Source organism: Pseudophaeobacter leonis (genome assembly GCF_002087335.1).
GTDB classification, from domain to species: Bacteria; Pseudomonadota; Alphaproteobacteria; order Rhodobacterales; family Rhodobacteraceae; genus Pseudophaeobacter; species Pseudophaeobacter leonis.
In genome coordinates, this window is record NZ_MWVJ01000005.1 from 40,167 (window position 1) to 64,812 (window position 24,646).

Genomic DNA, 24,646 nt, shown 5'->3' on the forward strand with positions numbered 1-24,646 from the left:
CAGGGGGCGCGGCTGCGCTCGGATGTAAAAAAAGCCGCCGGAAACTCCGACGGCTTTAATCTTTGTATATGGGAGTGCTGCGCCTTTAGGCGAGCGAGCTGTCGATGGCCTTGCAGGCCTCGACCAGTCCCTGAACCGCTTTGACCGAGGTGTCGAACATGTCTTGCTCGCTTTTGTTGAGCTTGATGTTGACAACGCGCTCAACGCCACCGGCACCAATCACGGTTGGCACGCCGACATACATGTCCTTGACGCCGAGATCGCCGTCACAGTAGGCGGCGCAGGGCAGAACGCGCTTCTGGTCCTTGAGATAGGCTTCGGCCATCTCGATTGCCGAGGCAGCAGGGGCGTAGAAGGCAGAGCCGGTTTTCAGCAGGCCAACGATTTCTGCGCCGCCATCACGGGTGCGCTGAACCATGGCGTCCAGTTTCTCTTGTGTGGTCCAGCCCATGTCGATCAGATCGGGCAGGGGGATGCCGCCTACAGTAGAGTAGCGCACGGAAGGCACCATGGTGTCGCCGTGGCCGCCGAGAACAAAGGCGGTGACGTCGCGCATGGAGACGTTGAATTCTTCTGCAAGGAAGTGACGGAAGCGCGCTGAATCAAGCACACCAGCCATGCCGCAGACCTTGTTCGCGGGCAGGCCCGAGAATTCTGCAGTGCCCAAACCATCGCATCCAGTGGGTTGGTGATACAGATGACAAAGGCGTCGGGCGCGTGGGCGGCAATGCCTTCGCCAACCGACTTCATCACTTTGAGGTTGATGCCGAGTAGGTCATCGCGGCTCATGCCGGGCTTGCGCGCCACACCGGCGGTGACGATGCAGACGTCGGCGCCGGCAATATCGGCGTAGTCGCTGGAGCCGGACATGGCGGCGTCGAGTTTCTCAACGGGGCCGGATTTGGCGATGTCGAGCGCTTTGCCTTGGGGAAGGCCGTCAGCGATATCAAACAGGACAACGTCGCCCAGTTCTTTGATGGCTGCGAGGTGAGCGAGCGTGCCGCCGATGTTGCCTGCGCCGATAAGCGCGATCTTGGGTCTGGCCATGGGGATTTCTCTCCGGTCGGGTTGTAATTGGGTGGATGCCTACGCCCTCCCGCGCGCCCGCGCAAGTGTTCTGCGCTGCGGCATCGCGAAAGCTGACGCGTATGAGACACAGATTGCTAGCGCTAAACCTCTTGCAAACAAGGGATATCGGGCCATCCCTTTTTGCGACATTGCTTTGTATGTTTTTCGCTTTTGTGATCCGGCGCGCGGTTTTGGCTCCGGTCTTGCAGGCGCCAGTGGGACTGCCCGGGGGCAGATTGGAACGCAGCAGGGTTTCGATTCTTGTCGCGCAAGCCTCGGGTTACGGCCCATTCAGGTGAGAAAAGGCGTTGTGAAAGGGCGCTGTGAAAGGGTGTTGGGAAAGGGTGTTGGGAATGAGTTGTCGAATGCCTTTATGGCCAAAGCTGGTATGGCCAAAACTGGCTTTTCCGGCACTGCAGAGGTGGGGGAGGGGTGTCCGGAAAAGCCAGCGCCATCGTGGTTGGCGGGGCATGCGCTCAGGGGCCTCATCGGTCCTCTGAAACGGTGCGCTCAATGCGATGGCACGTGAAGCGATGGCGCGTCGCGCATGGTCAGTGAGGCCCTGGACTGGGTCTCACTGCTGCGTTCTGATCTGGTGATTCCGATCTGGCAGCTGAGGGCAGGCAGGGAGTGGGGGCGGCCACTGCTCAGCCCATCAACAGATCGCGCCAATCACTGCACTGACATTGGGCTGTCGCTGCGATCAGCGGAATAAGCGCTTAGGGGGGGCTTTAAAAAGGCCAGAGCCGCTCAGGCGTCGTTGTCGACGGAGGGCACTGCTTCTGCCAGGGCTTCAAAGGACTGCCCCGAGGCCATCAGGCAGGTCATGCCCGTGGGCATCGTGACCGTGATGGTCCAGCTGCCGCTCTCGGCTGAGGCAAAGGTTTCCATGACCATTCCCTGCTGGCCCATGCCAATGGCCTGGCGGCTTTCGCCGTATTTTTCAGCAAGCCGTGCAATGACAACCTCGCGCGGTGCGCAGTTGCGGCCCTGGGCGGCAACGGGGGCGGCGGTCATCAGTCCAGTGATAAGGCCCAGGACAGACAGGCCAAGTGTAGTTTTAAACATCGTCTTCTCCATGGGTTTTACCCGTTGCGGAACGGCCGATCTGAAAGAGAGCGGTCAGCTGACCTCTCTGCGAACCCAACAGATCTGGGGCCGGTTGCGTGTGACGTAATCGTTATGCAGGCCTTTGACCTGATGTATTCTCAACGGGCTTCTGCCCTCGCAGAAAGAGATCCTGTGTCGAAGCCCAGTCCCCGAAACCCGGAGGCTAAATCTCGGCTCTGATCCCTGACCTTTCGGTCTCTGCGATAGAAAAAGTTTGCCAAGGACACTTTGAAAAACGGTTAATTCGCCGATCCGAAGTGAAGATATGGAATGTCAAGTCAAAATACCCTTTTTCATGTGCGGCTTAGCCCGGCGCCCTGGCAGTGTCGTGAGGTCGTTTCTGCAATGCGGCATGAATGCTCTTGAAAGTTTCCGCCCGAATCTGTAGCCGTTTGCGCAACAAAATAACCTGGAGGTTTCCTTATGGACCCGCGCCCCCGCCCCTATCGTTCGGTACTTACATCCCCGGCTCCAAGCCCCGGGCGCTGGAAAAGGCCAAGACCTTGCCGGTGGACGCGGTGATTTTTGACCTTGAGGATGCGGTCTCGGCGGAAGAAAAGGACAATGCGCGCGATATCCTGGCGGCGGCCCTGAAAGAGGGCGGCTATGGCGCGCGGGTGAAAATTGTCCGCATCAATGGCTTTGACACCCCTTGGGGCAAAGAGGATGCCAAAGCGGCGGCGTTGATGGATTGTGACGCCATTCTGCTGCCCAAGGTCTCGAGCCCGGCGGATCTGGATGCATTGGACGAGATCACCGGCGACAAGCCGCTTTGGGCGATGATGGAGACGCCGCGCGGTATGCTGAACGCCGCCGCCATCGCGGCGCATCCCAAATTGCAGGGCATGGTCATGGGCACCAATGATCTCGCCAAGGAGCTGCAGACCCGGTTTCGCGCCGATCGTTTGCCGATGATGGCGGGGCTGGGCCTGTGTCTGCTGGCCGCCAAGGCCGAGGGGCGGATCATTGTGGGTGGTGTCTACAACGCCTTCAAAGATGACGACGGTCTGAAGGAGGAAAGCACCCAGGGGCGCGACATGGGCTTTGATGGCAAGACGCTGATCCACCCGGCGCAGGTCGATGTGGCCAATGCGGCCTTTGCTCCCAGCGCTGATGAAATCGATCTCGCCCGGCGTCAGATCACCGCCTTTGAAGAGGTCGAGGCCTCGGGGCAGGGCGTGGCGGTTGTGGACGGCAAGATCGTGGAAAACCTGCATGTGGCCACCGCACGCGAAATCCTTGCAAAAGCGGATGCAATTGCTGCCATTTCCGCCTAGGTGTTAACAAAGTTAACATCTATGGGAGACTGACATGACACTTCTGGTCCTAGGCATCCTGCTGTGGTGGGGCGCGCATCTGTTCAAGCGCGTCGCCCCCGGCATCCGTGAAAAACTGGGCCCCAAGGGCAAGGGCATTGTGGCCGTTGCTTTGGTGCTGAGTATTGTTCTTATGGTGCTGGGCTATCGCTCGGCCGAGAGCTTTGATCTGGCGCTGTACCCGCCGTTTTTGCAGCATATCAACAATCTGTTGGTGCTGATTGCGCTGTATTTCACCAGCCCCGGCCCCTCTAAGGGCGCGATTTTTTACAAGATGCGGCATCCGATGCTGTTTGGCTTTGCGCTCTGGGCGGTTGCACATTTGCTGGTCAACTGGGATCCGGCGTCCTTTGTGCTGTTTGGCGGCTTGCTGGCCTGGGCGCTGGTCGAGATGGTGGTGATCAACCGGGCAGAGCCCAACTGGACACCAAAACCCAAAGGCAGCATCAAAAAGGATGCGATGTTCTTTGCGATCTCCATCCTGCTGCTGGCGGTTATTGGCTTTATTCACGGGCTGGTTGGCCCCTCACCGTTTCCAGGAGGCTGAGGCATGAAACTGTACCGGTTCCTGAGCGAAGACGACACCTCCGCCTTTTGTCACAAGGTGACCGATGCGCTGAACAAAGGGTGGGAGCTGCATGGCAGCCCTACCCAGACCTTTGATCCGGTCAAAGGCATCATGCGTTGCGGTCAGTCTGTGGTGAAAGAGGTGGATGGCACCTACACACCCGAGACAAAACTGGGAGAACACTGATGGTCAAGACCAGAGTGGCAAAAACCAATTCAGGCCGATTTTTTGAGGACTACGCCCTGGGCGATGTGATCCGCCATGCGGTGCCGCGCACCGTATCGGGCGGCGAGCGCGCCCTGTATCATGCGCTCTATCCGGCGCGTCATGCGCTCTATTCCTCGGATGAATTTGCCCGCCGCTCTGGTCTGCCAAAGGCGCCGCTGGACGATCTGGCCGCCTTTCATATCGTGTTTGGCAAGACGGTGCCGGATGTTTCGCTGAATGCAGTGGCCAATCTGGGCTACGCCGAGGGACGCTGGCTGCTGCCGGTCTATGAGGGCGACACCCTGCGCTCTGAGAGCGAGGTGATTGGCGTTAAGCAGAACTCCAACGGCAAATCCGGTGTGGTCTATGTGCGCACACGCGGCCTGAACCAGCGTGACGAGACGGTGATGGAATACGTGCGCTGGGTGATGGTGCGCAAAGGCAACCTGGACGCGCCCGCGCCCGAAACCGTGCTGCCAGAGCTGGCAAAGGTCATTCCGGCGGATCAGCTGGTGCTGCCTGCGGGGCTGGATTTCAGCGATTACGATTTTGACCTCGCGGGAGAGGCGCATCGCTGGGGCGACTACGCGGTGGGCGAGACCATCAAACCACGTCGATGGCGTCACCGTTGAGGAGGCCGAGCATATGCTGGCCACCCGCCTGTGGCAGAACACCGCCAAGGTGCATTTTGACAATACCGCACGCCCGGATGGCACCCGGCTGATCTATGGCGGCCACGCGATCTCGATGGCGCGGGCGCTGTCGTTCAATGGTCTGGCCAATGCGCAGATGATTGTGGGCCTCAACGGTGGGGCGCATGCCAACCCTTGTCTGTCTGGCACCACCATCCGCGCCTGGTCCGAGGTGCTGGACAAGGCAGAGACCGCGGCCGCCGGCGTGGGCGTCATTCGTCTGCGTCTGGTGGCCACCAAAGGCGGCGCGCCTTTTGATCTGAAGGGCGAGGATGGCAAATACCTGCCAGACGTGCTGCTGGATCTGGATTACTGGGCGTTGATGCCTAAATAATCAGTCCCATATCACATAGCTGCTTCCAGAATGGCCATGCGGCAGTGCGCGTGGCCATTTGTGTTTTTTACGGGTGAAAAGCGCATAGCTTTGTGTTTGTCCGCTCCCTTTGCCGGCTCAAAGGGGGTGACGGCATCAAAACTTCTGGCCTAGACTTTTGTCATGAGGATCAAAGCCCGTCTCCTTGCTGGTTTCATCTCAGTGCTGCCGCTGCCTGCTTTGGCCTGCGATCTGGCGCTGGTGCTGGCCGTGGATGTCTCGGGCTCGGTGGATGCCACCGAGTATCGCATTCAGATGGATGGTCTTGCAGCGGGGCTGCGTGATGGTGTCGTCTCTGAGGCACTGGTGCGGGCGCAGGCGCAGGTCACCCTGATCCAGTGGTCCGGGCGGGCCCGGCAGGAAGTCTCTATTCCCTGGACGGCGACCCACACATTCGGAGATGTCGAGGCTCTGGCCCAAAGCATCGAAGCCGCGCCGCGTCCCTGGCGCAACTATTCCACCGCTTTGGGCGAGGCGCTTTTGCTGGGGCTGACACAGTTCTCGCGGGGGGCTGACTGTGACAAGCGGGTGATTGATGTAGCCGGTGACAGCTAATCCAACGAGGGCATTGAGCCCGCCGCCTTGAAGCCCCGGCTGAAGGCGGCCGGGGTCACCGTCAATGCCATCGCCATTGAACAGAGCGAGCCCGAGTTGACAGCCTATTTCTATGAGCATGTGATCCGGGGCGAAGGTGCGTTTGTGGAGACGGCGCGCAGCTTTCGCGACTATCCTGAAAAGATCCGCCGCAAGCTGGTGCGAGAAGTCGCGCGCAAAACTGCCGTAAATGCACCGCCAATTCAGCAGCGCGGCCGTAATTTACAAAGATTTGTACTGAGGGGGGATGATTCTGAAAAAGATTTCAGATAATGGGATTTTGTGATCACTGGGCGGTTTCCTGTGATCACGAAACATCTTTTTTTGCAAAACAGGTCAAATAACCGCCGAAATTTACCTGTCGTTTGGGTGACAGCAGGCAAAAATCAGCTAAAACATCACCAGCTAACTGTGAAGGAGCCACCATGGCCGACGCCAATCGCGGCAACCGCCCGCTTTCGCCATTTATGATCGGGTCGTACTACCGGCCCCAGATGACGTCTATTTCGTCCATTATGGTCCGCATCACCGGGATCGCTACGCTTGGCCTGGCAGTGCTGGTGGTGGGCTGGCTGGTGGCTGCTGCAATGTCTGCAGAGGCTTTTGCCCTGGTCGACGGTCTGCTGCGCAGCTGGTTTGGCGATTTGGTTCTGCTCGGTGCGACCTGGGCGCTGTGGTATCACGTCCTGGGGCGCCTGCGGCATGTGATCTGGGATTTCGGCTACTGGGTTGAGATCAAGGTTTCAGAACGGATGGGCCTGGGCATGTTTGTTGGCGCAACCGTCCTGACAGTAATCACTGCCCTCGTGGTGTAAGGAGCGACCCATGCAATATCTGACCGACCGCAAACGAGCCCAGGGTCTGGGTGCAAGCCGCACCGGCACCAAACATCACTGGCAGATGCTTGTCAGCTCGATCCTGATGATCCCCACGGTTCCACTGTTTATTTTCACGTTTGGCTACGGTCTGGGCGGCAGCTATGACGAGGTTCTGGCCTATTTCAGCCGCCCCATCCCGGCCATCATCATGGCGCTGAGCCTGATCGTGATCATCCAGCACGTCATGCGCGAAACCCATGAGGCGATCGAGGATTATGTCCACGGGACCAAGGCCAAGCTCGCGATTGTCGCCGTGACCGCCTTTTCCTACACGATGATCACTGCGGGCCTTTTCGCCCTCGTTAAACTCGCTCTTTAGAATATGCGCGGTAAGGAATAAAACGATGACAGCAGCATATGAATATGAAACCCACGAATACGACGTCGTTGTTGTAGGCGCAGGTGGTGCAGGTTTGCGGGCGACGCTCGGCATGGCCGAACAGGGGCTGCGCACGGCCTGCGTGACCAAGGTTTTCCCAACCCGGTCGCACACGGTTGCGGCACAGGGCGGCATTGCCGCCTCTTTGTCCAATATGGGCCCCGATAACTGGCAGTGGCATATGTATGACACGGTCAAGGGCTCTGACTGGCTGGGTGACACGGATGCGATGGAATACCTCGCCCGCGAAGCCCCCAAGGCGGTCTATGAGCTGGAGCACTACGGCGTGCCGTTCAGCCGTACCGAAGAGGGCAAGATCTATCAGCGTCCCTTTGGTGGCCACACCACTGAGTTCGGCGAAGGCCCTGCGGTGCAGCGCACCTGTGCCGCGGCGGACCGGACCGGCCACGCCATTTTGCACACGCTCTATGGTCAGTCTCTGAAGAACAACGCTGAATTCTACATCGAATATTTTGCCATCGACATGATCAGGTCGGACGAGGGTGAATGTCAGGGCGTTGTCTGCTGGAAGCTTGATGACGGCACCATGCATGTCTTCAATGCCAAGATGGTTGTTCTGGCCACCGGCGGCTATGGCCGTGCCTTCTTCTCGGCCACCTCGGCCCATACCTGCACCGGCGACGGTGGCGGCATGGTGGCGCGGGCGGGTCTGGCGCTGCAGGATATGGAATTTGTCCAGTTCCACCCCACCGGCATCTACGGCTCTGGCTGTCTGATCACCGAGGGCGCACGCGGCGAAGGCGGCTATCTCACCAACTCTGAAGGGGAACGGTTCCTGGAGCGCTACGCGCCCCAGTACAAAGACCTTGCCCCCCGTGACTATGTTTCGCGTTCCAACACCATGGAGATCCGTGAAGGCCGTGGTGTTGGCGCTGATGGTGACCATATTCACCTGAACCTCAGCCACCTGCCGCCCGAGGCCCTGGCCGAGCGTCTGCCGGGTATCTCTGAGAGCGCCAAGATCTTTGCCGGTGTTGATGTCACCAAAGAGCCGATCCCGGTTCTGCCAACGGTGCACTACAACATGGGTGGCATTCCGACCAACTATTGGGGCGAAGTGCTGAACCCAACCGCAGAGAACCCAACCGGCGTTGTGCCTGGCCTGATGGCTGTGGGCGAAGCGGGCTGTGCCTCGGTGCATGGCGCCAACCGTCTGGGATCGAACTCGCTGATTGACCTTGTGGTCTTTGGCCGGGCTGCGGCCATTCGCGCCGGCAAAATCGTTGACGCAGAGGCGCCGAACCCAGTGCTGAACCAGCCTTCGGTCGATAAGGCCTTTGATCGCTTCGATGGCTTGCGCAATGCCAATGGCGGTATCGCCACGGCGGATCTGCGTCTGGAGATGCAGCGCACCATGCAGTCGGATGCAGCTGTTTTCCGCACGGACAAGTCGCTGAAAGAGGGCGTCGATAAGATGACCACGATTGCGGGCAAGATGGGCGACCTCAAGGTCACTGATCGCTCTCTGGTGTGGAACTCGGATCTGATGGAGACGCTGGAGCTGGCCAACCTGATGCCAAACGCGCTGGCCACCATTCACGGCGCCGAAGCCCGCCGCGAAAGCCGCGGTGCCCACGCGCATGAGGATTATTCCACACGCGATGATGAGAACTGGCGGGTCCATACCGTCAGCCGGGTTGACGACGCCAAGGTCGATCTGACCTACCCTCCGGTTATCCTTGATCGTCTGACCACCGAAGAAGAAGGCGGCATCAGCCTGGCGAAGATCGCTCCAAAAGCGCGTACCTTCTGATATGAGGGCAGGCTGGGATATCAAAGTGGTGCAGCTGGGCTTTATTGTCCTGTTGCTGTCGGCCTGTGCCGACATGCCCGAGATATCCCAGAGCGCTCTGCCAGCGGGCTACGCCCTGATGCCCGGTGATGAGGCCCTGTGGCAAAGACTGACCGAGGCAGAGCAAAGGCGCGCCTTGGCGTTCTTGTCTGATGGCTCGACCATCCGGTCCTCTCTTGCAGGGGACTATTAACATGGTGGCTGTGGCGCATCGCACTGTTTCAGCTTATCCTTTCCGTCGTGGAAGGGGCTGATGATGTCGACATTAGACAGCTCGGCACTGGATGGCGCGGAACTGGATAGCTCGCTGCCGCGCGAATGGCAGGCGCTTGGCTTTACGCCGGGCCTCAGCCTGCGGGTGTTTGGCATGCGCCGCTCGGGCAATCACGCCATTCTGTCCTGGTTGCAGCGCAATGCACCGGCGGGGGGTTCGGTCTTTCTGAACAATTGCAAACCCGGCACTGATCCGCTGCAGAACTCGCGCGGGATCGAGCTCAATGGCGCCCATGCCTCGCAGAACAAGGCCCGGCGTGACATGACCTCGGTGACCGTGAGGCAGCTGATGGCGCGCTATTACTGGTCTCCTATGAGGACACCAGCCCGGCGGAGTTTGGTGTTTCGCGTCAGGTCTCGGGCGGCTTTGATGAGGGGCTGTTTTCCCACAATATCCTGATCTACAGAAGTTTTCTGAACTGGTCGGCCTCGCTGCTGAAAAAGATGCAGGGCAATGAGGGCTACAGTCCTGGTGCGCCGCAATGCGATATTGCTGCGCACGGTGGACAGCTATACCCGGCTTCTGCAGCTGGTGCGCCAGGCGCGGGATCTTGGGCTGGTGGCGATTTGCTATGACCGCTGGGTCGCCAGCGAAAGCTATCGTGCAGCGCTGTTGCAAGATCTGGGACTGCAGCAGCGGGACAATGGTCTTGGCAAGGTGCAGGCCTACGGTGGCGGCTCGTCTTTCCAAAAAGAAGCGGCCTCCGCGACCGAGTTGCAGACAGACAAACGCTGGGCCCAGATGCGGGGTGAGCCAGAGTATCAGGCGGTTTTGCATCTGGCGGCGCGCGATACGGCGCTGATGGCCGCGCTTGACGCTTTGTTTCCCAAGGACGCAGCCTATCTGAAATCGGTGGCCGAACAGGCGCCTTTGCCGCAGGGGGCGATTTCATGATCCATGCCTCCTGTCGCCAGAACCTCACAATTGCCTCATCCGGGGTTGTTATTGATTTTCGGCAGGGCCTGTTGGCTTTGCCGTTCCATCCGATCTCCTGCCAGCTGAGGGCTTTTGCCCTTGGTGTGGCAGGTCGCTAAGCAAGGAGAACGATCTATGGTCGAATTCGCACTTCCGAAAAATTCCAAGATCACCACAGGCAAGACGTGGCCCAAGCCGGACGGCGCGACCAATGTGCGCAAGTTCAAAATCTATCGCTGGAATCCCGACGATGGCAAGAACCCGCAGGTTGATACCTATTTCCTCGACATGGACAAATGTGGTCCCATGATCCTGGACGCGCTGATCAAGATCAAAAATGAAGTTGATCCCACGCTGACCTTCCGGCGCTCGTGCCGCGAGGGCATTTGTGGCTCCTGCGCGATGAATGTCGACGGTATCAACACGCTGGCCTGTATCTACGGGCTGGATGAGGTCAAGGGCGACGTAAAGATCTACCCGCTGCCGCATATGTCGGTGGTGAAGGATCTGATCCCGGATCTGACGCATTTCTATGCCCAGCATGCCTCGATTATGCCCTGGTTGGAAACCAAAACCAACGCGCCCGCCAAAGAATGGCGTCAGTCCATTGAGGACCGTAAAAAGCTCGATGGTCTGTATGAATGCGTGATGTGCGCCAGCTGCTCGACCTCCTGCCCGAGCTACTGGTGGAATGGCGACAAATACCTCGGGCCAGCCGCCCTGCTGCACGCCTATCGCTGGATCATCGACAGCCGTGATGAGGCGACTCCTGAGCGTCTTGACCAGCTTGAGGATCCCTTCAAACTGTATCGCTGCCACACCATCATGAACTGCACCAAGACCTGCCCCAAGGGTCTGAACCCGGCGGCAGCGATTGCGCATATCAAGCATATGATGGTCGACCGCGCGGTCTGATCCGCCTGGGTGAACCGGCTGGACAATCAGCTGGATTGCCCGTCACTGCGGTATCATTTTAGCCCCCGGGCAGCTGGACTGTCCGGGGTTTTTTGTTTGAGCCCAAGACGCCAAGAGGCTAGAGGGGGGCCATGCCTGTTTTGATATTGCTCCTGCTGACCGGTGTGTTTGGCTATTTTATCTGGCGTCGCAAGACCAGCACCCTGAGCCGCGATTGTCGCTGGCGTCAGCAGCGCAGTCAGCACCGTTGGCAATGCGCCAATTGCGCTGCGGTGCAGCCCGGTGCGGCAGAGCCGCGGGACTGCCTGCGGGGCAAATAAACCCAGCGTGGCATGGCTGCCATGGCTGGGTGCGGGTGTCGCATTTTCTGTCACAGCAGCAAAAAAACGCTTGATCGACTCGCGGCTTTGCCCGATAGCGCGACATAAGACGCCAACGCACGCGCCTCTGTCCCAAGGGTCTTTAATCCATGGGTACGTAGCGACGGTAACGTCTCTGATGGAACTGAGCGGTCATATATGGCCGGGTCTTTTGGAGATGACCATGAACGCATTTGTAATCGGGGCTGCAGCTGTTGCTGAGCAGTCGCCAGTCTTGCCATCCTCTGACACGCACATCCCGGCCCGCGCGCGGCATCTGGACTATATCGCCCAGAACAGTTTTGAGCGCCCGACGCTGGTGGTTGATCTTGAGGCCGTGGCAACGCAGTATCACGCTCTGGCGCGCGGTCTGGGGCGGGCACAGCTCCACTATGCAGTAAAGGCCAACCCAGAGGCGGCGATCCTGCGCCGACTGGTGGCAGAGGGCGCGCATTTTGATGCGGCAAGCCGGGCTGAGATTGAGATGTGTCTGGCCGCTGGAGCGCGCCCGGATCAGATCAGCTTTGGCAATACCATCAAACGCTCTGCTGATATCGCCTTTGCCTATGCGGCGGGGATCAGCCACTTTGCGGCCGATTCACGTGAAGAGCTGGAAAAGCTGTGCGAACATGCGCCGGGCGCCACTGTGTGCCTGCGTCTGATTGTGGAAAACAGCGCCGCTGACTGGCCGCTGAGCCGCAAGTTTGGCTGCGCAGCCAACGAAGCGCTGGTGCTGATGGGCTATGCGGTGGAACTGGGGCTGCAGGTTGCGGGGCTGTCGTTTCACGTGGGCTCACAAACCCGCGCGCCCTGGATGTGGGTAGAGACCCTGGATCAGGTCGCAGCGCTGTGGCAGCGCGCCAAAGAGGCCGGGTACACCCTGACCCTGCTCAATATCGGTGGAGGTTTTCCGGCCAGCTACGGTAGTGCTGTGCAGGGTGCCGAGAGCTACGGGGCCGAGGTTATGGCACTGGTCGAGGCGCGGTTCCCTGACGTGTCGCAGATCATGGCAGAGCCGGTCCGTGGCCTGGTGGCCGAGGCAGGGGCTATTGCCGCTGAGGTGCTGTTGGTTTCCAAAAAGCACCAGAATGACCTGCATCGCTGGGTCTATCTGGATATCGGCAAATTCTCCGGGCTGGCAGAAACCATGGATGAGGCGATCCGCTACCGGATCACCACGGCGCGCGACCATGAGGCGACGGGCAGCTGTGTGCTGGCGGGCCCCTCCTGTGACAGCGCCGATGTGCTCTATGAAAAACAGCCGGTGCAGCTGCCTGTCGGGCTGCGGTCAGGCGACCGGGTGGTGATCCATTCCTGTGGGGCCTATACCTCGACCTATGCCTCGGTTGGATTTAACGGATTTGCGCCGCTTGACGTGGTCGTGATCTGAAACGACAGAGCTATAAGCCCTGCGCGGCTTGCAGTGGGCGTGGGAAAGAGGCCTAGTTGTGCCAAACAACAAAAAGGTCCTTCCCATGCCGCAACCATCCTTTCCGGCGCCTGCCGATGCAGAGGCCCGTCGCGCTGTCAAACCGGTGATCTGTTATCCCAATGAAACGCTGCCCCAGCCGGACGTGGCGCTGTACCGGGCGGCGCGTCAGGGGGCCAGCAAGGTGGCAGAGGTTCTGGTGCCGCCGCGCGATGCCGCCTGTTTTGAAGTGCCTGCAGGACATTTCTTTCGGATCTCTTCGGTACAGGGCGCCCAGGTGGGCGATCTGAACCTGTGGAACCGCGAGGATCTCAACGAGCGGTTTTATTCCGGCAAGACCCGGGCGTTGCATGGCACTCATATCACCACAGGGGAGCGCATGTGGACGAGTTTTCCTATGATGCGGCCGATGGCGACGATTATCGCAGACACGCTGGGCTGGTATGGCATCGATGCATTTGGAGGCTCAGTGCATGACGTCATCGGCACCCGCTGCGATCCCTATACCGGTAATCTGCTGGCAGACAGCCAGTATCACCACTGCTGCCATTCCAACCTCACCCGGGCGTTGGCGGATCACTTGGGCCTCAGTCTGGCTGAGGCTGAACGCCATGTGCATGACGTGCTCAACGTCTTTATGTGCACCGGGTTCAGTCGTGACACTGGCCAGTATTTCATGAAACAAAGCCCGGTGCGCCCGGGGGACTATCTGGAGTTCTTTGCGGAAATCCCGCTTTTGGGCGCCCTGAGCGCCTGCCCCGGTGGCGATTGTTCCGCAGAGCATTCCAGTGACACGGCAGCGTGCTACCCGCTCTTGGTGGAAGTCTTTGCGCCGCAAGAGGGCGTTTTGGCGGGCTGGCAAAGCCCGGAGCGCAATGGCTATGACCAAAGCCATGGCCGCTGAGGTGTCAGCGAAGCCCTGCAGGTAGCGCTCCCGCGCAGGCTGGGCGCATCATAGATGCGCTCACCCCGCTTTGGGCCCGGCAGCGCGCCTTAACGGCGCGCTGCGTCCACCGCGATACATAAAGGCCTGCATTTAGAGAGTTCTGAAAAAAGAAAAGGCGACCGTTGGAGCTGTCTGATCAAAAAGGACCTGAGGCAGGCCAGTAGCCGCTTTGATGTCAGGCGAAGGCGGCTTCCAGCGCGATCTCGACCATATCGCCAAAGCTGCGCTCGCGTTGATCCGAGGGCAGGGCTTCGCCGGTGCCCAAATGGTCGGACACTGTCAGCACAGCCAAAGCGCGGCATTGATAGCGGGCTGCCAGCGTATAAAGTTCAGCGGCCTCCATCTCAACACCAAGAATGCCATGCCGCACCATCTGCTCGTTCAGGTCGGGGCGTTCATCATAAAAGGTGTCGGAGGAATAGATGCCGCCAACATGTATGCCAATGTCGCGCGATTGCGCGGCCTGAGACGCCGCATGCAAAAGGGACCAATCCGCAGTTGGTGCGAAATTCAATTCCTTAAAAATGCTTTGCGAGGGGGAGGCGACTGTGGAGGCCGACATTGCCAGGATAACGTCGCGGAGTTTTACCTGCGGCTGCATGCCGCCACAGGACCCGATGCGAATTAGCGTTTTTGCGCCAAAGTCACGGATTAATTCATTGGCGTAAATGGAGCGGGAGGGCATTCCCATGCCGCTGCCCTGAATTGTAACACGATTTCCATTCCAGCTGCCGGTATAGCCCAGCATGCCCCGGACTTCATTTACCAGCTTGGCATCCTGCAAAAAGTTCTCAGCAGCCCATTTGGCCCGATAAGGGTCGCCTGGCATAAGAACAGTTTCTGCAATGTCGCCTTTTGAAGCGCCGATGTGAATGGTCATAGGTTTTCTCCAGTCCGGAATCAGATTTCCAGTTCAGAGATGTCCATACCAGAGGTCATGGCGGAATGCACCCAATGAGGTTTGCGTCCACGGCCACTCCAGGTTTCCTCTGGGTTGTGCGGGTTACGATATTTTGCGGCTGCCTTTTGTTTCTTGGCGGAGCCCCGCTGCAAGCCTGCAATTTCGTCCAAAGAAAAACCAAATTGGGCAGCGGCTTCTTCTGCCGCTTTAATCGCCGCCTTGCGCTCACGCTGTTCGGCTTCTTTCAAGGCATCATCAATGCCGGTCTTTAGCTCAAGAAGCTCTTTTCGGCAATGTCCCGAAAGGTCAAAGCTCATTTTGATACTCCAAGTTTATATGTCGCACATCTTTTGACGTGCAATTCTCTTTCATGCCTAAAGATATAGGGACTTTCACCCCCAATTCATGAATAATGCCACTATTTTTTTATAAAAAAGACGTCATTCAATCTGAAGTGGGTCCGCCAATTTCACAATGTCTGCCATAATTGTGTTTAACTCAAAGTCTTTTGGCGTGTAAACGCGGGCGACACCCATCTTGAGCAATTTTTCGGCATCTTCGTCTGGAATAATACCACCGACCACCACCGGAATTTGGTCCAGATCGGCGGCCTTCATTTTCTGCATCAGATCTTCGACCAGGGGCAGGTGGCTGCCGGACAGGATGGACAGGCCAACCACATGAGCGCCATCATCCTGGGCCTGGGCCACCAGTTCTTCGGGGGTCATACGGATGCCATCATAGGTGATGTCCATACCGCAATCCCGGGCGCGAAAGGCGATCTGTTCGGCGCCATTTGAGTGGCCATCAAGGCCGGGCTTGCCCACCACGAATTTCAACCGGCGGCCGAGCTGGTCTGAGACCGCATTGACCGCCTCGCGGAGATCTTCCAGCCCTTCGGTCTTGTTGGCCGGCGAGCCCGACACGCCAGTGGGGCCGCGATAGGTGCCGTGCACCTGGCGCATTTCTTCGGCCCATTCGCCGGTTGTGACGCCGGCCTTGGCTGCCGCAATCGATGGAGGCATGATATTGCTGCCGTCGCGGGCTGCGGCGCGCAGATCCGCCAGCGCTTTGGTGACCGCGTCATTGTCACGCGCGCGGCGCCAGGCGTTGAGGCGCGAGATCTGTTCCTGCTCGACCGCCGGGTCAACAACCATGATGCCGCCATCTTCGGTCTGCAACGGCGAGGCTTCGCCCTCGGTCCAGCGGTTGACGCCAACCACAACGGTCTCGTTGCACTCAATCCGGTTGAGGCGTTCGGCGTTGGAATCCACCAGACGTGACTTCATATATTCAATCGTGGCAACCGCGCCGCCCATGGATTGCAGGTTTGCCAGCTCGGCGCGGGCGCCCTCTTTCAGCTCTTCGACCTTTTTGTCCACGGCCGGATTGCCCTCAAACAGGTCGTCAAATTCCAGCAAGTCTGTCTCATAGGCGAGGATCTGTTGCATCCGCATCGACCATTGCTGACCCCAGGGGCGGGGCAGGCCAAGGGCTTCGTTCCAGGCAGGCAGCTGCACCGCCCGGGCACGGGCCTTTTTCGACAGGGTCACCGCCAGCATCTCGATCAGAATACGGTAGACGTTGTTTTCTGGCTGCTGCTCGGTCAGCCCCAGCGAGTTCACCTGCACCCCGTAGCGGAAGCGGCGGAACTTGGGGTCCTCGACGCCATACCGGTCGCGGCATATTTCATCCCAGAGATCGACAAAGGCGCGCATCTTGCACATCTCGGTGACAAAGCGGATGCCGGCATTCACAAAGAACGAGATCCGCCCCACCAGCGCCGGGAAATCCTCAGGGGCGATGCGCGGCTTCAGCTCGTCCAGAACGGCCTGTGCTGTTGCCAGCGCAAAGGCCAGTTCCTGCTCCGGCGTGGCACCGGCCTCCTGCAGGTGGTAGGAGCAGACATTCATCGGGTTCCACTTGGGCACATTGGTGTAGCAGTACTCGGCCACATCGGCGATCATCTTGAGGCTGGGCTTGGGCGGGCAGATATAGGTGCCGCGGCTCAGATATTCCTTGATCAGGTCGTTTTGCACCGTGCCCTGCAATTTGCTGACATCTGCGCCTTGTTCCTCGGCCGCCGCAATATAGAGCGACAGCAGCCAGGGCGCGGTGGCGTTGATGGTCATCGAGGTGTTCATCTGTTCCAGCGGGATCTGGTCGAACAGGCTGCGCATATCGCCAAGGTGGCCAACCGGCACGCCAACCTTACCAACCTCGCCACGCGCCAGAATGTGGTCGCTGTCATAGCCGGTCTGGGTGGGCAGATCAAAAGCCACTGACAGACCCGTCTGACCCTTGGCCAGATTGGAGCGATAGAGCGCGTTTGAGGCCTCGGCAGTGGAGTGGCCGGCATAGGTCCGGATCAGCCAGGGACGATCTGTTTTGCGGTCATTCTGCATCTGCGACATGGCGAGCCTCATGGTTTCTGGTCGGTAATTTTATTTCGCTGAGCTGATCTAGACTGCAATTTTACATCGGTGTCAATTCGCTGCATCGCGGCAATTTCCGCTTTTGCAGGGGTTTTTGCCGAAACGCGGCGGCACAGACGCGTGGCGTTGCTCTGGGACTTGCCGCATCCCTGCTTTGCTGCCAAACTCTGCAGGATGAGCGAGACAATCGAACTCCCCCTGTGGCTATTTGTGTTGATTCTGCTGTTTGCGGCGGTCACCTTTGCCTCGCATTTTCTGTTTCCATCGGTGCGCTGGTTTTTTCGTCGCCGGTTTGAACGGGCGGTGGAGCGGGTGAACCGGCGGCTTGAGCGCCCCATCGAGCCCTTCAAGCTGACCCGGCGCTATGACATGATCCAGCGGCTGGTCTATGATCCCGAGGTGGCAAAGGCGATTGCCCAGCATGCCGCCGACCAGGGCGTGCCCGAAAATGTGGCGTTTCAGCAGGCCCGCCGCTACGCCCGCGAGATTGTGCCGGCGTTTTCGGCCTCTGCCTATTTCGGCTTTGCCATCCGGGCGGCGCGCTGGCTGTCAAATGCGATTTACCGCCTGCGTCTTGGCTATCAGGATGAGGCAGCCCTGCGGCAGCTTGATCCCAATGCGACGCTGATTTTTGTGATGAACCACCGATCCAATATGGACTATGTGCTGGTGACCTATTTGGCGGCGCGGCGCTCGGCGCTGTCCTATGCGGTGGGGGAATGGGCGCGGGTCTGGCCGCTGTCTGGCCTGATCCGGGCCATGGGTGCCTATTTTATCCGGCGCAAATCCCGCAATGATCTCTATCGCCGGGTGCTTCGGCCTATATGCGGCTGGCGACCCAGGGCGGTGCGACGCAGGCGATGTTTCCCGAGGGCGGCCTCAGCCTGGATGGGGCGCTGGCGGCGCCGCGGCTGGGGCTGCTAAAGTACATCGTTGAGGCCGCAGATCCCTACGGCGCAGACCCACAGGGCCGGGATGTGGTCTTTGTGCCGGTGGGGCTGAACTATGACTGGGTTCTGGAGGACACCATCCTGACCTCTGCGGCCCGCGCGGGTGAGCGCCGTTTCAAAGCACGGATCGGTGTGGTCATGGGACGGGTTCTGCGCCAGCTCTGGCTGTGGATGACAGGACGCTACCATCGCTTTGGCTATGCGGCGGTAACCTTTGGCCGCCCTCTCAGCCTGCGGCAGTTTTCTCAGGCGCACAGGTCGGCGCGCGAAGAGGTTCCCGAACCTACCCCCGGGCTACATCTGACACAGGATCTGGCCACTGAGCTGCTTGGCAGGATCGGCTCGGCCGTGCCGGTGTTGCCGGTGCCAATGGCCGCCTGGCTTTTGTTGCAGCACGGCCCGATGAGCGCCGATGTGCTGTCGCACCGCATGACAGGACTTGGTGCGCAGATGGCTCCGGTCTCGGTGCATCATCATAGCGCGGCTCTGAGCTCTGAAGCCGAGTCCGCCGCCCGTATCCTGTCGATGCGTGGCCTGATCACGCGCAAAAAGGGCCTTTTGATGCCGGAGCCCGCCAAACGCGACCTGTTGGTCTACTATGCCAACTCGATCGCCCATCTGGTGCCGCACAGCGCTTTGGGTCTGGCCTCCGGCGGGAATGCTGCGGGTGCCAAGGAAAATTCTGCATCCGCGAAGTCATAAAATTACAAAATGACCCCATGAGGGGTTGCAATGTTACTCAGCTGTTTTTATCCCTCATGTAGACGCTGCGATTCTGCGTTGCAGCAATGACGCTTGAAAAAGGAGGCCACCATGGCTCTGGACACACAAAACGGACCCCTGTCTTACGAGGCTCCCGAAAAAGATCTCTATGAGGTTGGTGAGATGCCCCCCATGGGCTATGTGCCCAAGAAAATGTATGCCTGGGCCATTCGCAAAGAACGCCATGGTAACCCTGATACCGCCATGCTGCAGGAAGTATTGGATGTTCCCCAGCTCGACAGCCATGAAGTGCTGGTGCTGGTGATGGCCGCTGGCGTCAACTACAACGGTGTCTGGGCGTCGCTCGGCAAGCCGATCAGCCCCTTTGACGGCCACAAACAGCCCTATCACATCGCGGGTTCGGACGCTGCGGGTATCGTCTGGGCCGTGGGTGACAAGGTGAAGCGCTGGAAAATCGGCGACGAGGTGGTGATCCACTGCAACCAGGATGACGGCGACGACGAAGAGTGCAACGGCGGCGATCCGATGTATTCTCCCAGCCAGCGTATCTGGGGCTACGAAACCCCCGATGGCTCGTTCAGCCAGTTCACCAATGTGCAGGCGCAGCAGCTGATGCCGCGCCCCAAGCACCTGACCTGGGAAGAAAGTGCCTGCTACAGCTGACACTGGCCACCGCCTACCGGATGCTGTTTGGTCATGAACCCCATGATCTGAAGCCCGGCCAGAACGTCCTGGTCTGGGGCGCCTCGGGTGGTCTTGGCTCTTATGCGATCCAGCTGATCAACACCGCCGGCGCCAATGCCATCGGGGTGATCTCGGACGAGAGCAAGCGTGACTTTGTCATGGGGCTGGGCGCCAAGGGCGTGCTGAACCGCAAGGATTTCAACTGCTGGGGCCAGATGCCCACCGTGAACACGCCGGAATATGCTGCCTGGTTCAAAGAGGCCCGCAAGTTTGGCGCCGCCATCTGGGAAGTGACCGGCAAGGGCAACAATGTCGACATGGTGTTTGAACACCCCGGTGAGGCGACTTTCCCGGTTTCGACCTTTGTGTGCAAAAAAGGTGGCATGGTGGTGATCTGTGCCGGCACCTCCGGCTTTAACCTGACCTTTGATGTGCGCTACATGTGGATGCACCAGAAACGCCTGCAGGGCTCGCACTTTGCCCACCTCAAGCAGGCCGCCTCTGCCAACAAGCTGATGGTCGAGCGTCGTCTGGACCCCTGCATGTCCGAGGTCTTCTCCTGGGCCGACCTGCCTGACGCGCACATGAAAATGCTGCGCAACGAGCACAAGCCGGGCAATATGTCGGTCCTGGTTCAGGCCCCCAAAACCGGCCTGCGCACCCTTGAGGATGTGCTGGAGGCGGGCAAGTAATCCACAGGTTTCAACCCTGAGGGGGTGTGTCTGAAATCTAAAAGGGGCGTCGCGATACCTGAAGAGGTGATTCGCGGCGCCCCTTTGCAATTGTGGACCCATGTACAGGTTTTCAGAGTGTTAGATGCGCGCACTATCACCAGAAATGGGGGTGTAGCAAATTTGACGCAGCCCAGACCCGCAATGTTTATTGATAGCTTCACGATAGGGCCGGATGTTGGCGGGCGGCATAGCGAGAGTGAGACAAAAATGAGCCGGACCGTGAACGATAACGTTGACCTTGCACGGCCCGGCACTACAAAAGGTCTGATGAGGGTGGATTGGATCCCGTGTCGGCCTAAGGGCGGCACAGTGCAGGGGACGACTTCCCAGACGAAATGACTGATGTGTGGACCCATGACGACCAAAGCAGAGCTGGACAAAATACTCAAGGCACTGGATGCCACCAAAACGCTTGAGGGGTTACAGGGTATTATTGAAAGTATCTGTGCGGAGTTTGGCATTGACCATGCGATGTATCATTGGGTCGATAGCGCTGGGGATCACTATTACTTTGGCACCTATTCCGACGCCTGGACCACGCAGTATCAGACCAAGAACTACACCCGGATCGACCCGGTCGTGCTGGGCTGCTATCAGCGCTTTCACCCGGTAGACTGGAAACGGCTGGACTGGTCGACAAAATCGGCCCGTGAGTTTCTGAAGGACGCATCAGAGCATGGCGTCGGCAACCAGGGTTATTCCATACCAATCCGGGGGCCCAACGGTCAGTTCGCCCTCTTTTCCGTAAGCCACACCTGTGAAGATGAGGCCTGGGAAAAATTTATTGAAGATCACAGCCGCGATTTGATTTTGATCGGGCACTATTTCAATCGCAAGGCGCTGGAGTTTGAACCGGACCGCAGGCCGGAACAGGCACAGCCTTTGTCGCCCCGCGAGTTGGATGCGCTGACGCTTTTGGGAATTGGCTATAGCCGGGCCCAGGTTGCCAAAACACTGTCCATTTCCGAGCACACACTGCGGGTCTATATCGAAAGCGCCCGCTTCAAACTGGGGGCTCTGAATACCACTCATGCCATTGCCCGGGCAATCAGCGCCGGACTGATCATTATCTAGGTCCTGATTTCAACACCCTGCATATGTTTGTTTCCCTATTCTAGTGCGACCCCCTTGCGTCTTGGGTCGACTCGCCTTGTGGTCGTATAATCTCCCTGCGTTTCCATCAAAAGGGGAGAAAACCGCAATGCTTCGTTATATCTATGCGCGTGAACTTGAGACCTGTGCCGATCTGGCGCATTCCATGTTTCTGGATCGCGCTGATCAGTTCAAGACCCGCCTCGGCTGGGATGTCCAAATTGATGATGCCGGGGAAGAGCGAGACCAGTACGACGCCCTGAACCCGCTCTATGTGATGTGGGAAATGCCCGATGGCAGCCACGGCGGCTCGATGCGGTTTTTGCCGACAACCGGTCCGGTGATGGTGAATGAGGTGTTTGACAACCTCACCGGAGGCAATCCGATTTCCAGCCCGCTGATCTGGGAATGTACCCGTTTTTGTCTGTCACGGGAGGCAGGCGGTAATGTTGCCGGCGCTTTGACGCTGGCGGGGCTGGAAATCATGCGGAACCTGAATATTGCGCATTTCGCGGGGGGTTTTGATCGTCGCATGGTGCGCATTATCGCAGCCTTGGCTTTAGCCCCGAGATCATCAGGTCGGCAGGCGCAGGCCGGGATAAAATCAGCCTTGGGCTGTGGGAATACAATGCCGAGGCCTATAACCGCGTCGCCCTGCGCGCAGGAATTTCCCCGGAGATTTCGCAGCTTTGGTTTGATCTGTCTTTTGGGGGTGCCACGTCCCCGGCGCCAATGCGCATGACGGGGTAAGGCCGGCCAAAACACCGGCCAAAACACTGGCGCAGAGACTGGCCAAAACACTGGCCAAGAGACTGGCCAAATACTGGCGAAGATGCAGGCAGTGGATCGGTTGCTCTGGTGCAGCCGATCCAGCCGCTGTAGGGTCGCGCCATGACAGATCTGACCGTGAAATTCTCCGATGACCAGGCGGTTGCCTATGGCAGTGTCGCGGCCCTGCTGCGCCAGGCTGGGGTCGATATGGACGATGGCCTGCTGCAGCCGCCCATGGGGGAGGCTGGGGTCATGGCGGTGATTGGTAAAGCAGGCTCCGGCAAGACCCTGCTGCTCGCAGAGCTTTATAAGTCGCTGGAGCAGGCTGGCCTTGAGGTGGTTTCAGGCGACTATGAAAGCCGCAAGAAAACAGGCCGGCGCAGCCTGGCAATTCTGGCGCCAACCAACAAAGCGGCCAGCGTGTTGCGACTGCGCGGCGTGCCGGCCACCACCATTCACCGTATTCTGTACACGCCAGTCTATGACCCCGAATATGAGCGTATTGCCGAATGGCTCACCGGGAACGGCGAGATCCCCGAGGTCGAGGGGCTGACCGAGGAGGCGCTGGCACGCGCGGCGGCGTTTTATGTCAAAAACAAATCCATCCCCGGCGCCCTCGCCGTGGCAGGCTTGCGCGGCTCGGACTTTATCACCGGCTGGAAGCGACGCGAAGACCCTTTGGATGTGGGCTTTGTCGATGAGGCCTCAATGCTGGACAATCGCCAGTTCGAGGACCTGAAAGAGATTTTTCCGACTTTGGTGCTGTTTGGCGACCCGGCGCAGCTGGCGCCGGTCAACCAATCGGGCTCTATGGTGTTTGAAACCCTGCCAGAGCCACGCCAGCTGGTGCTGCACCGGGTGCACCGGCAGGATGCGGACAACCCGATCCTGGATCTGGCCCATGCGCTGGCGGATCCGGCGCTGGGGTTTGAAGATTTTGAGCGGATGATCGAAGAGACCGCGCGGCGCGATGACCGGGTGGTCTGGGGCCAGCGGGTCGAAGTCGATCTGATGGCGCGCAGTCCTGTTCTGGTCTGGCGCAACGCCACGCGCATCCGGCTGATCAATGCCTTTCGTAGCGTGCATGGCGCCCCCGAGGATGCGCTGGCAGAGGGTGAGCCGCTGATTTGCGACGGTATTGAGTTGCCGATGAAACACCGCAAGAAACGTCTGGATCTGGAGGCGCGCGGCCTGATCAAGGGCGCACAGGTTGTCTATCTTGGACCTGGGCGCAAACCGGGGTTCTCTAGGCTGCATGTGATGGGCGCGTTGGACCCACAGGTCTCGGCGGCCTCAATTGTCAAAATCGAAAAACCCGGCGAGGAAGAGCCGTTTATTCCCTATGCCGCCCGAATGGGGGCGACCTTTTTGCACGGGGCGGCGGTGACGATCCACAAGGCGCAGGGCTCGCAGTGGGACACCACGCAGGTCTTTGGCCCCGACATCCAGGTTGCGGCCCGCATGGGGCGTGTCGAGGCGGGCCAGCCTCTGTGGAAGCGTCTGGCCTATGTGGCGATCACCCGGGCGCAGGAGCGTCTGATCTGGGTGGTGCGCAACCGGCTGTCAAAGCCAACTGGCCCGCTGCGGGTGGATGATCTAAAGGCCGCGCCGGCCGCAGCGCTGACTTTGGAAATACAAGAGGAAGCAATGCTATGAGTACCGCAACACAGGCAAAATCGATACGGGCGAAATCGATCCTGATTACCGGGGCCAGTTCTGGTATTGGCCGCGCAGTGGCAGAGCTCTGCCTAGAAAAAGGCTGGCAGGTCGGGCTGCTGGCCCGGCGCCAGGAGGCGCTGGAAGAGGTCGCCATGGGCCATGTAAACGCCACGGTGCTGCCTGCGGATGTCACCGATGCGACGGCCGTGGACCACGCGGTCAACCAGTTTGCCATGGCCACGGGGCATCTGGATGTTCTGTTCAACAATGCCGGGATTTTTACAGCCGGTGGCACCATTGACGAGATCGCCCTTGAGGATTGGTACGCCTCGGTGAATGTAAACCTCAACGGCATGTTTCTGGCCGCTCGGGCGGCCTTTCGTCAGATGCGGCATCAAACGCCTCAGGGTGGCCGGATCATCAACAATGGTTCAATCGCAGCACATTCCCCGCGGCCCAATTCCGCGCCCTATGCCGCCACCAAATCAGCCATCACCGGCCTGACCCGCAGCCTGTCGCTGGACGGGCGTGCCTTTGATATCGCCTGTGGCCAGATTGATATCGGCAATGCCAACACGCCTATGGTCGAAGATCTGGCGGCGCGTCAGGCGGCGCAGACCCCTGATGCCGAACCTATGCAGAGCTTCAAGGTGGAGGATGCCGCCAAATCGGTTCTGTACATGGCGCAGTTGCCTCTTGAGGCGAACGTGCAGTTTATGACCGTGATGGCGACCAAAATGCCCTATATCGGCCGCGGCTGACAGCTGCGGATTAAGCCCTGACAGGCGCTGCTGTGACAGGTGTTTCTGTGGCGGGCGTTCCTGTGACGGGCGCGCCTGCCACTTACTGCCCCTCGCTGCG

The 24,646-nt window shown here is 59.2% G+C and carries 19 protein-coding genes and 7 pseudogenes; 21 read left to right on the forward strand and 5 right to left on the reverse strand.

All coding sequences use genetic code 11. The features are described 5' to 3' along the window. Positions 1-85 precede the first annotated feature (85 nt). Positions 86-1,047, reverse strand: a pseudogene (mdh, locus tag B4968_RS01895) (malate dehydrogenase). Between the two features lie 771 nt (positions 1,048-1,818). Next, positions 1,819-2,136: a hypothetical protein gene (locus tag B4968_RS01905; protein WP_420916442.1), complete on the reverse strand. Its 318-nt coding sequence runs from the start codon at positions 2,134-2,136 to the stop codon at positions 1,819-1,821. Between the two features lie 465 nt (positions 2,137-2,601). Here B4968_RS01905 and B4968_RS01910 point away from each other — a divergent pair. The 15 genes and pseudogenes from B4968_RS01910 (at position 2,602) to B4968_RS01975 (ending at position 13,794) form a co-directional block, all read left to right on the forward strand. Continuing rightward, positions 2,602-3,455 (forward strand): annotated as a pseudogene (locus tag B4968_RS01910) (HpcH/HpaI aldolase/citrate lyase family protein). Positions 3,456-3,489: 34 nt separating this feature from the next. Then, positions 3,490-4,041, forward strand: a complete 552-nt coding sequence (locus B4968_RS01915; RefSeq protein WP_083096128.1) for an NnrU family protein — start codon at positions 3,490-3,492, stop codon at positions 4,039-4,041. Between the two features lie 3 nt (positions 4,042-4,044). Next, positions 4,045-4,248 carry a DUF1737 domain-containing protein gene (locus tag B4968_RS01920; RefSeq protein WP_027241504.1) on the forward strand — a complete coding sequence of 68 codons (204 nt, stop codon included), beginning with the start codon at positions 4,045-4,047 and terminating at the stop codon, positions 4,246-4,248. Then, positions 4,248-5,295, forward strand: a pseudogene (locus B4968_RS01925) (MaoC family dehydratase). The gene B4968_RS01920 and the pseudogene B4968_RS01925 overlap by 1 nt, the downstream one beginning before the upstream one ends. A 162-nt stretch (positions 5,296-5,457) precedes the next feature. Then, positions 5,458-6,201, forward strand: a pseudogene (locus B4968_RS01930) (DUF1194 domain-containing protein). A gap of 152 nt (positions 6,202-6,353) precedes the next feature. Then, positions 6,354-6,743: a succinate dehydrogenase, cytochrome b556 subunit gene (sdhC, locus tag B4968_RS01935; RefSeq protein WP_083096130.1), complete on the forward strand. Its 390-nt coding sequence runs from the start codon at positions 6,354-6,356 to the stop codon at positions 6,741-6,743. Positions 6,744-6,753: 10 nt separating this feature from the next. Further along, complete coding sequence (sdhD, locus tag B4968_RS01940) at positions 6,754-7,125, forward strand: succinate dehydrogenase, hydrophobic membrane anchor protein (protein ID WP_083096132.1); 372 nt, start codon at positions 6,754-6,756, stop codon at positions 7,123-7,125. A gap of 25 nt (positions 7,126-7,150) precedes the next feature. After that, the gene (sdhA, locus tag B4968_RS01945) at positions 7,151-8,959 is read left to right on the forward strand and encodes a succinate dehydrogenase flavoprotein subunit (RefSeq protein ID WP_083096134.1); all 1,809 of its coding nucleotides are present in this window, start codon (positions 7,151-7,153) and stop codon (positions 8,957-8,959) included. A gap of 25 nt (positions 8,960-8,984) precedes the next feature. Then, positions 8,985-9,191 (forward strand): hypothetical protein, encoded by a 207-nt coding sequence (locus tag B4968_RS01950; RefSeq protein ID WP_139792546.1) that lies wholly within the window; start codon positions 8,985-8,987, stop codon positions 9,189-9,191. Positions 9,192-9,251: 60 nt separating this feature from the next. Next, complete coding sequence (locus tag B4968_RS23955) at positions 9,252-9,671, forward strand: hypothetical protein (RefSeq protein ID WP_241525501.1); 420 nt, start codon at positions 9,252-9,254, stop codon at positions 9,669-9,671. A 54-nt stretch (positions 9,672-9,725) separates the two neighbouring features. Continuing rightward, entirely contained in the window at positions 9,726-10,166 is a 441-nt protein-coding gene (locus tag B4968_RS23960; protein WP_241525502.1) for a hypothetical protein, read from the forward strand. Between the two features lie 156 nt (positions 10,167-10,322). Continuing rightward, a complete protein-coding gene (locus B4968_RS01960; protein WP_083096138.1) occupies positions 10,323-11,102 on the forward strand; it encodes a succinate dehydrogenase iron-sulfur subunit in 780 nt (259 codons plus the stop codon). A gap of 131 nt (positions 11,103-11,233) precedes the next feature. Further along, positions 11,234-11,422, forward strand: a complete 189-nt coding sequence (locus tag B4968_RS01965) for a hypothetical protein (protein ID WP_083096140.1) — start codon at positions 11,234-11,236, stop codon at positions 11,420-11,422. Between the two features lie 217 nt (positions 11,423-11,639). Beyond that, complete coding sequence (locus B4968_RS01970) at positions 11,640-12,851, forward strand: type III PLP-dependent enzyme (protein ID WP_083096142.1); 1,212 nt, start codon at positions 11,640-11,642, stop codon at positions 12,849-12,851. Between the two features lie 85 nt (positions 12,852-12,936). Continuing rightward, entirely contained in the window at positions 12,937-13,794 is an 858-nt protein-coding gene (locus tag B4968_RS01975) for an urea carboxylase-associated family protein (RefSeq protein WP_083096278.1), read from the forward strand. 217 nt (positions 13,795-14,011) lie between these two features. Here B4968_RS01975 and deoD read toward each other — a convergent pair whose 3' ends face one another. The 3 genes from deoD to B4968_RS01990 form a co-directional block, all read right to left on the reverse strand. Next, on the reverse strand, positions 14,012-14,716 hold the full coding sequence (gene deoD, locus B4968_RS01980; RefSeq protein ID WP_083096144.1) for a purine-nucleoside phosphorylase: 705 nt from the start codon (positions 14,714-14,716) through the stop codon (positions 14,012-14,014). A gap of 20 nt (positions 14,717-14,736) precedes the next feature. Continuing rightward, the gene (locus B4968_RS01985) at positions 14,737-15,054 is read right to left on the reverse strand and encodes an H-NS histone family protein (protein ID WP_083096146.1); all 318 of its coding nucleotides are present in this window, start codon (positions 15,052-15,054) and stop codon (positions 14,737-14,739) included. A gap of 123 nt (positions 15,055-15,177) precedes the next feature. Further along, on the reverse strand, positions 15,178-17,151 hold the full coding sequence (locus B4968_RS01990; RefSeq protein WP_083096148.1) for a protein meaA: 1,974 nt from the start codon (positions 17,149-17,151) through the stop codon (positions 15,178-15,180). Between the two features lie 195 nt (positions 17,152-17,346). Here B4968_RS01990 and B4968_RS01995 point away from each other — a divergent pair. The 6 genes and pseudogenes from B4968_RS01995 (at position 17,347) to B4968_RS02025 (ending at position 24,546) form a co-directional block, all read left to right on the forward strand. Then, positions 17,347-18,824, forward strand: a pseudogene (locus tag B4968_RS01995) (1-acyl-sn-glycerol-3-phosphate acyltransferase). A gap of 111 nt (positions 18,825-18,935) precedes the next feature. After that, positions 18,936-20,221: pseudogene (ccrA, locus tag B4968_RS02000) on the forward strand (crotonyl-CoA carboxylase/reductase). A gap of 396 nt (positions 20,222-20,617) precedes the next feature. Continuing rightward, the gene (locus B4968_RS02010) at positions 20,618-21,337 is read left to right on the forward strand and encodes a helix-turn-helix transcriptional regulator (RefSeq protein WP_083096152.1); all 720 of its coding nucleotides are present in this window, start codon (positions 20,618-20,620) and stop codon (positions 21,335-21,337) included. Positions 21,338-21,464: 127 nt separating this feature from the next. Further along, positions 21,465-22,105, forward strand: a pseudogene (locus tag B4968_RS02015) (acyl-homoserine-lactone synthase). A 141-nt stretch (positions 22,106-22,246) separates the two neighbouring features. Continuing rightward, entirely contained in the window at positions 22,247-23,782 is a 1,536-nt protein-coding gene (locus B4968_RS02020; RefSeq protein ID WP_083096155.1) for an ATP-dependent DNA helicase, read from the forward strand. Next, on the forward strand, positions 23,779-24,546 hold the full coding sequence (locus tag B4968_RS02025) for an SDR family oxidoreductase (protein WP_083096158.1): 768 nt from the start codon (positions 23,779-23,781) through the stop codon (positions 24,544-24,546). The genes B4968_RS02020 and B4968_RS02025 overlap by 4 nt, the downstream gene beginning before the upstream one ends. Positions 24,547-24,646 lie beyond the last annotated feature (100 nt).